The organism is Bradyrhizobium sp. sBnM-33 (genome assembly GCF_032917945.1).
Classification (GTDB): Bacteria; Pseudomonadota; Alphaproteobacteria; order Rhizobiales; family Xanthobacteraceae; genus Bradyrhizobium.
The window spans coordinates 6,482,816-6,495,346 of record NZ_CP136624.1 but is presented as its reverse complement, the minus strand read 5'-3'; the positions used below and the strand labels follow the sequence as shown (position 1 = coordinate 6,495,346).

The following is a 12,531-nucleotide window of genomic DNA, read 5'->3' as shown; positions in this document are numbered from 1 at the left end:
TCCAAGCGCCTTTAAAGCCAGTATATTCACGTAGCCCGCACCAGCAATCGAAAGATCAGCAAGTGCTGTGCTATACATAGCCGTTTACTTTGGCAAACTCCGGTCTAGCACTAGAGTTTGATGATCAAGGCAAACACAGGTCCATAATGCAAATCCGACCAGGCAACGATGATTTGCTGCTGATAATCGATGTGCAGAACGATTTCTGCCCCGGCGGCGCGCTTGCGGTTGCCGATGGCGACGCCGTGGTGCCGGTTATCAATCGTCTCGCCGAACGCTTCGACCACGTAGTGCTAACCCAGGACTGGCATCCGCCAGGTCACAGCTCCTTCGTCACGTCGCATCCGGGAGCGAGCCCCTTCGAAACCGTCGCCATGCCATATGGCCAGCAAACCCTTTGGCCCGATCATTGCGTCCAGGGCACCGCCGGGGCGGCGTTTCATCCGAAACTGGTGATCGACCGGGCAGAGCTGATAATCCGGAAAGGCTTCCGTCCCGAAATTGATTCTTACTCTGCGTTTTTTGAAAACGACCGGCGCACACCTACCGGTCTGGCGGGTTATTTGCGCGACCGCGGCTTACGGCGAATCTTCCTGGCAGGACTCGCCACCGATTTTTGTGTCCACTATTCCGCCGTGGACGCACGCCAGCTCGGCTTTGACACCGTGCTTGTTGAGGCCGGATGCAGGGCCATCGATCTTGCGGGCTCGCTCGAGGCCGCCTGGGCAGGGATGGCCGCCGTCGGTGTGCAGCGTGTCAACGATCTTTAGCGCGGCCGTCGCTTAAGCCACCTCCCGGCTGACGTCGATCCGGGCAACTCGCCTGGCAGGCAGTCCGCTGTAGGACGATTCCGCTTATCGAGCCGGTCCCTTCCGCGTCTTCCGGTCAAAGAACGTCGGCCAGGGATTGCCCGTGCAGGTTTATATTGAGGCCCTGCAAGCCCTGGTCGCTGATTTCGCCTCCCATAGCTTTCAGGCTTTCCTCGCGGATCAACGACATCAGGCCGCGTCTCAGTGCAAGGAATTCCGACGACATCATCATCGACTGCTGGCGAGGCCGCTCAAGCGGAATGGAAATTTCCGCCTTGATCGAGCCGGGCCGGGCCGTCATGCAGTAGACGCGGTCGGACAGGAAGATCGCCTCGTCGATGTCGTGCGTCACGAACAGGACCGAGATTTTCAGCCGTTGCCACATGTTGGTGAGGATTTGCTGCATGATGACTCGCGTCTGCGCATCCAGCGCGCCGAAGGGCTCATCGAGCAGAAGAACTTTCGGCCCTGTCGCGAGGGCGCGCACAATGCCGACGCGTTGCTTCATGCCGCCGGAAAGACGATCGGGATAATGCTTTTCGAATGCTTCCAGGAGCGCTCGCGGCGGGCTTACGCGGCTGGCAATCGATACGCGCGCTGGGCGTTCGCCCTGAACGCCTTGTCGCGCACCTGCGGGCCAAGCTTCATCAGGCACTTATCAAGCGCGCTCTTGATCTCGCCATAGCTGCCGGCGAGCAGACACACCGGCCAGTCGGAGCCGAAGATCAGGCGATCTTCGCCAAAACATCTGGCGGCATGCTCGACCAAGGGGAACAGACGAGCCGAGTCCCAATCGTCCCACTTCGCCTCGGTAGCAAGACCTGAAATCTTGCACCATACATTGCGGCACTCGGCGAGCGCTGCGAGACGATCGGCCCATTCACGGCTGAAGCCGTCGGCGATCGGCGGCTTGGCGACGTGGTCGAGGACAAGCCGCGCATGCGGAAAGGCTTGCGCCGTCGCGATTGCGGCCGGCAACTCCCGCGTGCGCACCAGGAGATCATAGGCGAGATCGCGCTCGAACACCGCGGCCAAGCCGCGCTGCACGTCCTCGCGTAACAACCAATCGGGATCGAACTCGTCGTGCACCTGATGACGAATCCCGACCAGCTTGTCGCCGCCTGGCGAATCACGCAACCGGTCGAGCGTCTCATCGACCGCTCCGTCTGTGAGGTCGATCCAACCGACCACCCCAGCGATAAAGGGCGTGGCCGCGGCGACGCGCAGAAACTCTTCAGTCTCGCCGGTCGACGAGCGGCATTGCACCAGAATACTGGCATCGATCCCGTTCGCGCGAAGCAATGGCGCGAGATCGGATGGTCCGAAGGCGCGGCGGATCGGCGCGAGCTCGGCCGCCTCCATCCAGGGATAGTCGGCCCGCGCCGGATCCCAGAAATGCTGATGGCCATCGATCACCATGTTACGCTCCACCAGGCAACGGCGCCCGCGCATCGACCAGCTTTCGCGCGCGCAGCTCTTGCCAAAACCCCGGAGATACCGATGTCTCCGCCATGGCGATATTCTCGGCGACTTCCGCGGCTGTGCGCGCGCCCTGCACCGCGACCGTCACCGCTGGGTGAGCCCTGCAGAACTGGACTGCGGCGGCCTTGAGCTCGGTGCCGTGCTCGTGGCACAGAGCCTCCAATTCCAGCGCGCGGGCGACGAGCGCGGCATCGGCGTCCTCATAGTTGAACTTCGCTCCAGTGCGCGGGTCGGCGAGGATGCCGCTGTTGTAGATGCCGCCGAGAAGGATCCGGATGTTCTTTGCGCGGCAGATCGGAAACAACGTCGTCAGCGCGCCCTGGTCGAGCAGCGTGTAGCGGCCCGCCAGCAGAAAGCAATCGACCGGCGCGGCTTCGGCGAAGCGGGCGAGCATCTCGGATTGATTCATGCCGGCGCCGATCGCCTTGACCGTGCCATCATCGCGCAAGCGCCGCAGCGCGCGGAAGGCACCGGCGACTGCATCCTCATAGTGGTCGTCCGGATCATGGACGAGCAGTACATCGACGCGGTCGAGCCCGAGACGGGCGAGGCTTTCCTCAACCGATCGCATCACGCCGTCATAGCTGAAGTCGAATTGCGGCCGCTCGGCAGGTGTCCCTTTGTAGTGATCGTCTTCCGGAGCGGCAGTGGCCGGGCGCAGCAGACGTCCGACCTTGGTCGAGATCGCGAATGAATCCCGCTTCTGCCGGCGCAGAAAACTGCCCAGTCGACGCTCGGCCAATCCGAAACCGTAGAGCGGCGCGGTGTCGAAGAAGCGGATACCGAGCGACCATGCACGTTCGATTGTCGCTTCCGCATCCGCATCGCTGACCGGCGAGAACAATCCGCCGAGCGGAGCCGTTCCGAGGCCGATCGCCGTGACGTCGAGCCCCTCCGCAAGCCGCGCACGTTTCATTTCAAGATCCTTCCGAGGCCAAGAACAGCATTCACTCCCCCGCAAGCAGGGGAGTGAATGCGCCGGAACGTTGGGCTGCGAACGTTCCTACTTCAACAGTTGAGCGACGTTGTCCTTGGTCACGAGGTCGAGGCCGGTATAAATGACCTCGGGAACCTTCTCGCCCTTCTTGATGGCCAGCAGAGCGTCCATCGCCTTCTCGCCCATTTCGTACGGGCGCTGTCCCGTCAGCGCGTTGGAGTAGCCGTCGCGCAGCAGTTCGAGCTGCATCTTCAGCGTATCGGCGACGACGAGCGTCAGCTTGCCGGCGTCGATGTCCTTCTTGTTCTTGTTGACGAAGGCCTTGTAGCCTTCGGGTGCGAACATCGGCCAGCCGCCAACCGGCACGATCGCCCCCAGGTCCGGCGTCGCGGTGCGGAGGTCCGCCATCTGCTGGACCGCGAGCGCAGGATCGTCATTGCAGAAGGTCGGCGAGCCAGCAACCTCGACCCATTTCGAGCCCTTCAACGCCTCGCGCACGCCGTCGACGCGCTCGGCGAGGTTCTTGGCGCCGGGACCGCCGGAGACGACGGCATACTTGCCGCCCTCGGGCTTGAGCTGGAGCAATTGCTTGCCGAGCGCGAGGCCGAAGTCCTTGTTGTTGGTGCCAATATAGGCAATGCGTTTGGAGCCGGGCGCATCCGCGTCGAAGGTGATGACGGGGATGCCGGCCGCGGTCGCTGCCTCGATCGATTTCGTCATCGCCGCGACGTCCCCGACCGAGATCGCAAGGCCGTCCACCTTTTGCGTGATGAAATCCTGGATGATCTGCGCCTGCGTCGCCGGCTCATGCTCGACGGGCCCCTTGTAGATGCATTCGACGTTGCCGAGCTCCTTGGCGCGCTTCAGGCAACCGTCCCGCGCGACGTCGAAGAATGGATTGTTCATCGCCTTGGGCACGATCACGAACTTATAGTTCTGCGCGAAGGCCGGAGTCGCCATCATCGCGACAGCCATGCCGGCGAGAAGTATCTTCCTCATTGGTTTCCCTCCATTTTTGCCTATCCTTTCGAATTGAATGCTCCAGAAGGCGGATAGACGATGCGTTCGTTGCTTCTTCCGGAGTAACCTCAGGTGATACGTGAGCGGATGCGGTCGACCAGTACGGCCAGGATGATGATTACGCCCACGAGCGTCTGTTGCCAGTAGGAGCTGACCTGCGCGAGCACAAGGCCGTTGCGGATCACCTCAAGCAGCACGCAGCCGACGATCGCCCCAAGCGGACCGCCGACGCCACCCGCGAGATTGGCGCCGCCGATCACCGCCGCCGCGATTACGTTGAGCTCGTAGGATGTTGCCATGTTCGCGGGCGCAGACCCCAGCCAGCCCGAGACGATGATGCCCTGCAGCCCTGCAGCGAGCGCGCAGATCACGTAGACCTTGATCTTGACCCGTACGACCGAGATGCCGGTCAATTCCGCCGCCTTCTCGTTGCCGCCGAGCGCGAAGACGTGACGGCCGAAACTCGTGTGGTGCAGCACGATCGCCATTAGCGCCGCGAGGACCACGAGATAGATGAACGGCACCGGTACGCCGAACAGATCGCCCGAGGTCAGCGCGTAGAAATAGTCGGCGTCTGGCCCGCCCGGAAAGCTGCCGCGGCCGTTGGAGACGACATAGCCGAGACCGCGGACGATCGAGAGCATGCCGAGCGTGGTGACGAAGGGCGACAGTCCGAGCACGGCGATGCAGAAGCCGTTGACGAGGCCGACGATTAGCGCGGTGACAAGTCCCGCCACGATCGAGACCAGCAGGATCAGCCCCGGCACATTGGCGACCACGGTCTTGCCATCCGCGGCCAGATGCACGAACAGGGACGCGCCGGGCATGCCCGGCGTCGACAGGCCCGACATCACCATGGATGTGATCATGGCGGAGAAGCACATCATCGATCCCACCGACAGATCGATGCCGCCGGTGATGATCACAAACGTGATGCCGAGGGTGGCGATGGCGATGAAGGAAAAGTTCTTCGCCACGTTCTGCATGTTGCCCTGCGTGAAGAAGTAGGGGCTCGCAAAATGCATCGCGATCAATAGCCCCAGCAGCGCCAGCAAGACGTAGCCGGTTTGGGATGCAAAGATGCCGCGCTGCCACCACCTGATGCGGCCGACATTGGTGAAGGAAATCGGGGTTTCCAGGGGCATGGCCATCACGCAGCCTCCTTCGCACCGGTGATCAGGGCAGTGACTTCCTCGGGACTGGTATCGCGGATCGACTTATCCGCCCGCTTCTCCCCGCGGCGCATAACGACGACGCGGTCGCAGACCGCGAAGACGTCGGGCATGCGGTGGGAGATCAGCATGACGGCCACGCGCTGCTCTTTCAGCCGATGGATCAAGCCCAGGACCTGCTCGACCTGGCGGACTGAGATCGCCGCGGTCGGCTCGTCCATCATCACGAGCTTGGCCTTCGACAGGCGGGTGCGTGCGATCGCAACCGCCTGGCGCTGACCGCCGGACATCTGCTTGACGAGATCATGCGGTCTGGTCTCGGAGCGCAGCTCGCCGAACAGTTCCAGCGCGCGCGCCGCCATCGCATTGTGATCGAGAAAGGCGAACGGGCCGAATTTGCGGTTGAGCTCGCGGCCGAGAAAGACGTTGGCCGCCGCCGTGAGATTGTCGGCAAGCGCCAGGTCCTGATAGACCACCTCGATCCCGACCGCGCGAGCATCGATGGGACGGTAGAAATGGACCGCGTTGCCGTCGAAGCGGATCTCGCCGTGGGTAGGACGGAAATTGCCGGCGATGATCTTCACGAGCGTCGACTTGCCCGCGCCGTTATCGCCCATCAGGCCGACCACCTCGCCGGGGAAGACCTGCATGTCGACGCCGTGCAGCGCGCGGATCGCGCCGAACTCTTTGCCGATTCCTGTCAATTCCAGAACCGGTTGCCCGGCTACACCTGCGGTTTCCATGCTCGGCCTCGCTCAGACGTACCGGTTGACCACTGATTCCAGATATTCCTGACGACCCGAGCGCGGCTGTGGATCGAAACCGGGTGCCAGCGCGCGATCAGCGAGATCGGCAAGCGAACGCTGGCCAGCGAGGATGGCGCGTCCCTCGGCATCAGCCCATCCGGCATAACGTTCCGTAACCGGCATCGTGAGCGCCTCGGCATCGAGCATGTCGGCGGCGGCGAGGAACGCCCGCGCGCAGGCGTCCATCGAGCCGACATGAGCATGGATCAGATCGTCCGGATCGATCGATTGCCGCCTGATCTTGGCGTCGAAATTGAGACCGCCCGTCGTGAAGCCACCTGCCTTCAGAATGTCGTGGAACGCCAGCGCCAGCTCCGGTACGTTCATCGCGAACTGGTCGGTATCCCAGCCGAGCAGATCGTCACCGCGGTTGATGTCGAGCGAGCCGAACACGCCGAGCGCCTGGGCCAGCGCGATCTCGTGCTGGAACGAGTGGCCGGCAAGGATGGCGTGGTTCTGCTCGATGTTGAGCTTGACGTCTTTCAGAAGGTCATAGCGCTGGAGGAACCCGTAGCACGTCGCAACGTCGAAATCATATTGATGCTTGGTCGGTTCCTTCGGCTTCGGTTCGATCAGGAGCGGTCCCTTGAAACCGATCTTGTGCTTGTGCTCGACGACCAGCGAGACGAAGCGGCCGAGCTGGTCGAGCTCGCGCTTGATGTCGGTGTTGAGCAGCGTCTCATAGCCTTCGCGTCCACCCCAGAGCACATAGTTCTGCCCGCCCAAACGGTGAGTCACCTCGAGCGCGGCCCGTACCTGGCCGGCGGCATAGGTGAAAATGTCAGGATCCGGATTGGTCGCGGCGCCGGCCATGTAGCGGCGATGCGTGAACAGATTGGCCGTTCCCCATAGGAGACGCACCTTGGAGGACGCCATCTTCTGTTCGAAGAGATCGGCAATGGCGTTGAGGTTGGCGACGGATTCGGCGAGCGAGGCGCCTTCCGGTGCGGCATCGACATCATGAAAGGTGAAGAACGGCACATCGAGCAGGCGGAACAGCTCGAAAGCGATATCGGCCTTGGCGCGCGCCAGCGCCATTGTATCCGTGCCATGATGCCAGGGCCGCAGGAATGTCTCGCCGCCGAAGGGGTCGCCGCCGGGCCAGCAGAACGAATGCCAGTAGCAGACCGCGAAACGCAGGTGGTCCTCGAGCCGCCGTCCATGAACAATGCGATTCTTGTCGTACCAGCGGAAGGCGAGGGGGTTCTCGGCGTCCTTGCCGCCATAGACGACCGGCGCACTCGTCCCGAAGAATTTGGGTGACGCGTTCACAGCGAGATCTCCTTCAGCGCGGGATATAGTTTTCGCCACTGGTGATAGGCTTCATCATAGGCGGCCTTGGCAGACGCACGCGGCATGAAGCTCGCAAGCCGCCGCGGACGCGTGCAGACCTCTGCGGGGTTTTCGTTGGTTGCGGCAAGCCGGCCGAGCCGTGCCGCGCCAAGCGCCGCACCAACCTCGCCCTCCTCGACGCGGTGCACGGCAATACCGAGCACGTCGGCGCAAATCTGTGCCCACAGCGCCGAGCGCGATCCGCCGCCGACGAGGTCGACTTCGGTGATCGCCGAACTGGCGCCGCCGAGCGCTGCAAGATTGTCGCGCGCAGCAAAGGCCACGCCTTCGAGCACGGCCTGGACGATCTGATCGCGGCCCATCGCACCGCGAAGACCCACGAACGCGCCGCTGGCGGTGGCGTCGTTGTGTGGCGTGCGCTCGCCATCGAGATAGGGAAGGAACTTGACCGGGCTCGGTCCGCGGACGGTCTCGCCGAGCGGCGCCAGCAGCGCGGCGGCAGGCATTGCCATGACCCCTGAAATCCAGGCGAGCGAGGCGGCCGCCGCCAGCATCACCCCCATCTGGTGCCAGAGACCCGGAAGCGCATGACAGAAGGCGTGCACAGCCGACGCAGGCGCCGGCGCAAAGCTGTCGGTGACACGAAACACGACGCCTGAGGTCCCGAGCGACAGGAACGCATCGCCCGGCGTGATGGCGCCAAGCCCGATCGCGCTGGCGGCACAGTCTCCGGCACCGCCGGCAACCACGATATCTTTCGCCATGCCCCAGCGCTTCGAAAATTCGGGAGCGAGCGCCGCGCTGATCTCGCTGCCTTCGACCAGGCGCGGCATGTGGTGAAGACCGAGCCCCGTGGCATTTAGCAGCAACGCAGACCAGCAGCGCCCACCAACGTCGAGCCAGAGCGTGCCGGCGGCGTCCGACATATCCTCGACCATCTCGCCGGTCAGGCGGTAGCGCACGTAGGCCTTTGGCAGCAGCACTTTTGCCACTCGCTCGAAAATCTCGGACTCGTGACGCGCCACCCAAAGCAGCTTTGGCGCCGTGAAGCCCGGCATCGCCAAATTGCCAGCGATCGCGTGCAACGAGGGGCAGTGCCGCTCGAGCCGCTCGCATTCGGCATGCGAGCGGCCATCATTCCAGAGGATCGCCGGCCTCAGCGGACGGCCGTCATCACCGAGCAACGTGGCGCCGTGCATCTGGCCTGAAAGACCAATACCACGCACCTGCGCAACCTCGCGCGGATGCGCGGATGCAAGATCGTCGACGGCGCCGATCGCAGCGCCGACCCAGGCGTCCGGATCCTGCTCGGACCAAAGCGGCGCGGGATGTGACATCGCAAGCTCGCGCGCGGCCGTCGCGACGATTGCGCCGGCCTCGTTCACCAGCACCGCCTTCACACCGGACGTGCCGATGTCCATTCCGAGATACAAATTGTCATCCTCCCTTGCAGCCCGGCTGGCGATCTTCGTCGCCTTCCAGCATCGAAATCAGTGCTGCCGGCTAGGGCAGATTGTCCCGCATCACGATGTCGATCCGGATCTTCTCCTGCTCAATCAAGATCGGCTCGCCGCGGGCAAGCGCGAGCAGCACGCGCACGGCGGCCCGCGCCTCATGTCCCGGGTTTTGTGAGATCGCCGCGTCCATCACGCCCTGCAACAAGAGCTTGCGCGTCAAGACCGTGACGTCGTGGCCGACAAACACGACCTGCTTCTCGCGACCGGAATCGATCAGGGCCTTGGCAACGCCTTGCGTGCCCGCGCCGACATTGTAGAAACCGACGATGTCGGGATGTTTGCCGAGCAGCCGCGACAGGAGTTGTTCCGAGCGCTCGTCCTCGTCGCGACCTTCGAGCACGGGCAGCACGTCGAGCCCTGAAAACTCCGACGCCATCACCTGGTTGAAGCCGAAGATGCGCTCGGCGTGGTCGCGTAGGCCCTGCGAGCCCGCGACGATCGCGACCTTGCCCGATCGCGGACCGACGAGCCGGCCGACCAGCGCGCCGGCGGTGCGCCCGGCGGCGATGTTGTCGATGCCGACATAGTGATGACGCCGCGACGACGGCACATCCGAGACCAGCGTCACGACCTTGGCGCCGGCATCGACGAGATCGTTGATGGCGGCGCGGACGCTAGGATGATCGAGCGCCACCACCGCAACGCCATCATAGTCGCCGCCGGCAAGCGTCTCCAGCGAAGCCGCGAGGACGGAGGGGTCGAAAACGTCAGTCGCGACCATCTCGACCGCAAGCCGACGCGCCGACAGCCAGCCCGACATCTCGCCGAGATAGGAGTGGATCTGCTGCATGAACAGGTTCGGCCCGGACGGCATCACGAAGGCGAAGCGCCGTGCCCGGCCACGGGCGAGCTCGGCCGCGGCCACATGTGGCTGGAAGGAATTTCGCGCGATCGCCTCCTTGACGCGGCGAACCGTGTCCGGCCGCACGCCGGGGCGGTTGTGCAACACACGATCGACCGTCGCGAGGCTGACGCCAGCCTGGCGAGCGATGTCCCTGAGCGTCAGAGGGCTGTTGGCGTCAGCATCCTTCATGGACTGAAGGCTAGCAGAGGTTATTTGAGGTGCGCAACTCATTTTGAGGGACACGACACCGCGTAGCGGTAGCGCCCTCCGGGAGCGGTCGTCAGGGTCTGGTCAGATCAAGCGTCAAGAGGCCGTTGGGGTCCTCGACCTACCTGCAACCCAATAAGGCTTATCACCTTGCGGAGTTGAGCATAGGTAACTCCTTAAGCATTGATCAGTGACACGATCGCCTCTCGGATCCAGCGTTGTCCGCTGTGTCCGTGACTGCGCTCGTGCCACACCATCCCGACGGCGAAGCCTTCCACGGGGAACGGACAGTCCATCACCTTGAGCGTGTCGGAACGGTCGCGCACCAGCCTTTCCGGCACCAGAGCCACGAAGTCCGAGTCAGACACGATCTCGGGAACGAACAAAAATGAAGCGGCGGATAACACCGCATTGCGCTTGTATCCGAGAGCAGCCAAAGCGCTATCCACCGGTGTCACAAAGCCGCCGCCACCAAGGGACACGACTACGTGCTCCAGCCTGGCAAATTCTTCGACCGTGATCCCTTTCCGTAGTCGCGGATGCTTGCGGCGGCCGATAAGCACATAGCGCTCGTCGAACAGATGCCTGGTACGAAGACTGGGCGGCGCATCCTGTGGTGTCATCAGCACCAGGTCGACTTCACCGCGCGCCATCTGCGCCTCCAACTGCGGCAGGTCCAGATTGCGCAGGGCCACACGCACCCCGGGTGCCCGCGTTCTGAGTTCCACGACGAGCGGCTTGATCACTGCTGCCTGCAAATAGTCTGTGCAGGCGATGGCGACGGTTAGCTTGGCCTTGGCAGGATCGAAGTTCCTGTGCCTGGCGACGGTGGCGCGAACCTGGTCGAGCGCTTGGCGCAAGGGGGTCGAGCAGTTCGATTGCCTTGGCGGTCGGCGTCATTCCTCGCTGTGCAGGAATGAGCAGCAAGTCATCGAATTCATGCCGGAGACGGTTTAGCTGCGCGCTTACCGCTGGTTGGCTCAGATGAAGGCGGATCGCCGCCTTCGTGACGTTCTGCTCACCAGCAACGTCTCGAGAGTGACCAACAGATTGAGATCGAGGCGCTTGCTATCCATCGGATGGATAGTAGCCGAACACTTCTACGATTTCAAATATAGCTCGGATCAGTCGAGACTTCGTGCACCAGGGCAGACCCGCGCCGCGCTCACCTGCGAGGCCGTGGTGGGGATCGGGCGGCAGCGTTTCATGCCCTTGAGAAAAGGAGAAATAGCGTGATCCAGACCGATACCTCCAAACCTTTGATCACCGTAGTCGGTGCCTCAAGTAAGCAAGGTCGAAGCGTCGCCGAAGCCTTGCTCGACAGCGGGCGCTACCGGGTGCGTGCCCTGACTCGGCGCCGCGACAGCCAGCCCGCGCAAATCCTGGCGCAGAAGGGCGCCGAAGTCGTGGTCGCGCCGCTTGAGCCCGGCAAGCAGGCTGAGTTGACCGCGGCTATGAGCGGCTCGGCCGGGGCGTTCTTGATGACGCCGCCCATCGTCAAAGTGCCGCCCGCTGAACTTGAGTTTACCCTCGGCAAGGAATTGGCCGATGCGGCGGTGGCGGCCGGTGTCGAACATGTAGTTTTCAGCGGGCTCGAAAATGTCGAAGCGCGCACCGGCGGTACCAAGTGGGCGCCGCACTTCACCGATAAGGCGAAGGTGGCAGATTATATTCGCAGCCTGCCCATTCGCAGCTCGTTCGTGTACCTGGCGTTCTTCTACACCAACTTCCTCGAATATTATGTGCCGCAGCGCGGGAAGGACGGCATCACGTTTGCCATCTACTTACCGCCGCACATCCCCATGCCGTTCTGTGATCCGCTCACTGCGGCCGGGCCGGCGGTGCGCGAGATTTTCGATCGCCCGACGCAATACGCCGGCCAAACCCTGCCGGTTATCGGCGAGTTTCTCTCGGCGCAGGACATGGTGGACACGTTTGCGCGCGTCACCGGGCAGCGGGCGCGCTATGCCTCCGCTTACTCGCGCGAAGATCTGTTGCGCCACTTTCCGGGTTTTGCCGCCGACGAGCATCTTGTGCGCGAGTTGGTGGGCATGGTGGAATACGCAGTCGAATATGGTTACTTCGCCCCCGAGCGCGACCTGACGTGGAGCCGGAAAATCGATCCGCATGCGTTGACCTGGGAGCAATTCCTGAAACGCAGTCATTGGCAAGGCGACTTGCTGTCTTATGGCGCCGCTCCTGAGCCCGATCACGCCCTTCTTCGTTAGGCGCGGCTGGCTGGACCTAGTCAAACTTCCTCACGATGGGTTGGAGCGAGAGCTTAAGAATCTCAATTATTTGGACGACCGCCTGTGCACGACGTGTGCACCGGAAATTCAACAAAAATCTTGCGACAGCCAATGTGAGCCGGCCCTGAAGTGGGGCAGGGCACGTGAATTGGGCGTGGTGGACGACGAAGACTCGCCGAGGCGGGGAGCTGTGTG

General features: G+C 63.0%; 11 protein-coding genes and 1 pseudogene. 2 read left to right on the top strand and 10 right to left on the bottom strand.

The window, feature by feature from the left end:
- The first annotated feature begins 146 nt into the window (after nucleotides 1-146).
- On the top strand, nucleotides 147-770 hold the full coding sequence (gene pncA, locus RX328_RS30700; RefSeq protein WP_213253178.1) for a bifunctional nicotinamidase/pyrazinamidase: 624 nt from the start codon (nucleotides 147-149) through the stop codon (nucleotides 768-770).
- 115 nt (nucleotides 771-885) lie between these two features.
- Here pncA and RX328_RS30695 read toward each other — a convergent pair.
- The 10 genes and pseudogenes from RX328_RS30695 to RX328_RS30650 form a co-directional block, all read right to left on the bottom strand.
- Nucleotides 886-1,422: pseudogene (locus RX328_RS30695) on the bottom strand (ABC transporter ATP-binding protein); the annotation flags it as partial.
- Entirely contained in the window at nucleotides 1,380-2,228 is an 849-nt protein-coding gene (locus RX328_RS30690) for an amidohydrolase family protein (protein ID WP_213253177.1), read from the bottom strand. The pseudogene RX328_RS30695 and the gene RX328_RS30690, both read right to left, overlap by 43 nt.
- Before the next feature lies 1 nt (nucleotide 2,229).
- Entirely contained in the window at nucleotides 2,230-3,207 is a 978-nt protein-coding gene (locus RX328_RS30685) for an aldo/keto reductase (RefSeq protein WP_213253176.1), read from the bottom strand.
- Nucleotides 3,208-3,294: 87 nt separating this feature from the next.
- Nucleotides 3,295-4,227, bottom strand: a complete 933-nt coding sequence (locus tag RX328_RS30680) for a sugar-binding protein (RefSeq protein WP_213253175.1) — start codon at nucleotides 4,225-4,227, stop codon at nucleotides 3,295-3,297.
- Between the two features lie 89 nt (nucleotides 4,228-4,316).
- Nucleotides 4,317-5,399, bottom strand: coding sequence for an ABC transporter permease (locus tag RX328_RS30675; RefSeq protein WP_213253174.1), 1,083 nt, complete (start codon nucleotides 5,397-5,399; stop codon nucleotides 4,317-4,319).
- Nucleotides 5,399-6,163 carry an ATP-binding cassette domain-containing protein gene (locus RX328_RS30670; protein ID WP_213253173.1) on the bottom strand — a complete coding sequence of 255 codons (765 nt, stop codon included), beginning with the start codon at nucleotides 6,161-6,163 and terminating at the stop codon, nucleotides 5,399-5,401. The genes RX328_RS30675 and RX328_RS30670 overlap by 1 nt, the downstream gene beginning before the upstream one ends.
- A gap of 12 nt (nucleotides 6,164-6,175) precedes the next feature.
- Nucleotides 6,176-7,498, bottom strand: coding sequence for a xylose isomerase (gene xylA / locus RX328_RS30665; RefSeq protein ID WP_213253172.1), 1,323 nt, complete (start codon nucleotides 7,496-7,498; stop codon nucleotides 6,176-6,178).
- Entirely contained in the window at nucleotides 7,495-8,952 is a 1,458-nt protein-coding gene (xylB, locus tag RX328_RS30660; RefSeq protein WP_213253171.1) for a xylulokinase, read from the bottom strand. Before xylB ends, xylA begins: the two co-directional genes overlap by 4 nt.
- 70 nt (nucleotides 8,953-9,022) lie before the next feature.
- Nucleotides 9,023-10,069: a LacI family DNA-binding transcriptional regulator gene (locus tag RX328_RS30655; protein ID WP_213253170.1), complete on the bottom strand. Its 1,047-nt coding sequence runs from the start codon at nucleotides 10,067-10,069 to the stop codon at nucleotides 9,023-9,025.
- A 194-nt stretch (nucleotides 10,070-10,263) separates the two neighbouring features.
- Nucleotides 10,264-10,947, bottom strand: coding sequence for a LysR substrate-binding domain-containing protein (locus RX328_RS30650; RefSeq protein WP_312018054.1), 684 nt, complete (start codon nucleotides 10,945-10,947; stop codon nucleotides 10,264-10,266).
- Nucleotides 10,948-11,319: 372 nt separating this feature from the next.
- On the opposite strand from RX328_RS30650, the gene RX328_RS30645 reads away from it, so the two are divergent.
- On the top strand, nucleotides 11,320-12,315 hold the full coding sequence (locus RX328_RS30645; RefSeq protein ID WP_409410855.1) for an NmrA/HSCARG family protein: 996 nt from the start codon (nucleotides 11,320-11,322) through the stop codon (nucleotides 12,313-12,315).
- Nucleotides 12,316-12,531 lie beyond the last annotated feature (216 nt).

Bases quoted from the DNA above. Each gene is read 5' to 3' on its own strand.
- RX328_RS30690 (WP_213253177.1), bottom strand. From the start codon at position 2,228: ATGGTGATCGATGGCCATCAGCATTTCTGGGATCCGGCGCGGGCCGAC.
- RX328_RS30670 (WP_213253173.1), bottom strand. From the start codon at position 6,163: ATGGAAACCGCAGGTGTAGCCGGGCAACCGGTTCTGGAATTGACAGGA.
- RX328_RS30680 (WP_213253175.1), bottom strand. From the start codon at position 4,227: ATGAGGAAGATACTTCTCGCCGGCATGGCTGTCGCGATGATGGCGACT.
- RX328_RS30655 (WP_213253170.1), bottom strand. From the start codon at position 10,069: ATGAAGGATGCTGACGCCAACAGCCCTCTGACGCTCAGGGACATCGCT.
- RX328_RS30685 (WP_213253176.1), bottom strand. From the start codon at position 3,207: ATGAAACGTGCGCGGCTTGCGGAGGGGCTCGACGTCACGGCGATCGGC.
- pncA (WP_213253178.1), top strand. From the start codon at position 147: ATGCAAATCCGACCAGGCAACGATGATTTGCTGCTGATAATCGATGTG.
- RX328_RS30675 (WP_213253174.1), bottom strand. From the start codon at position 5,399: ATGGCCATGCCCCTGGAAACCCCGATTTCCTTCACCAATGTCGGCCGC.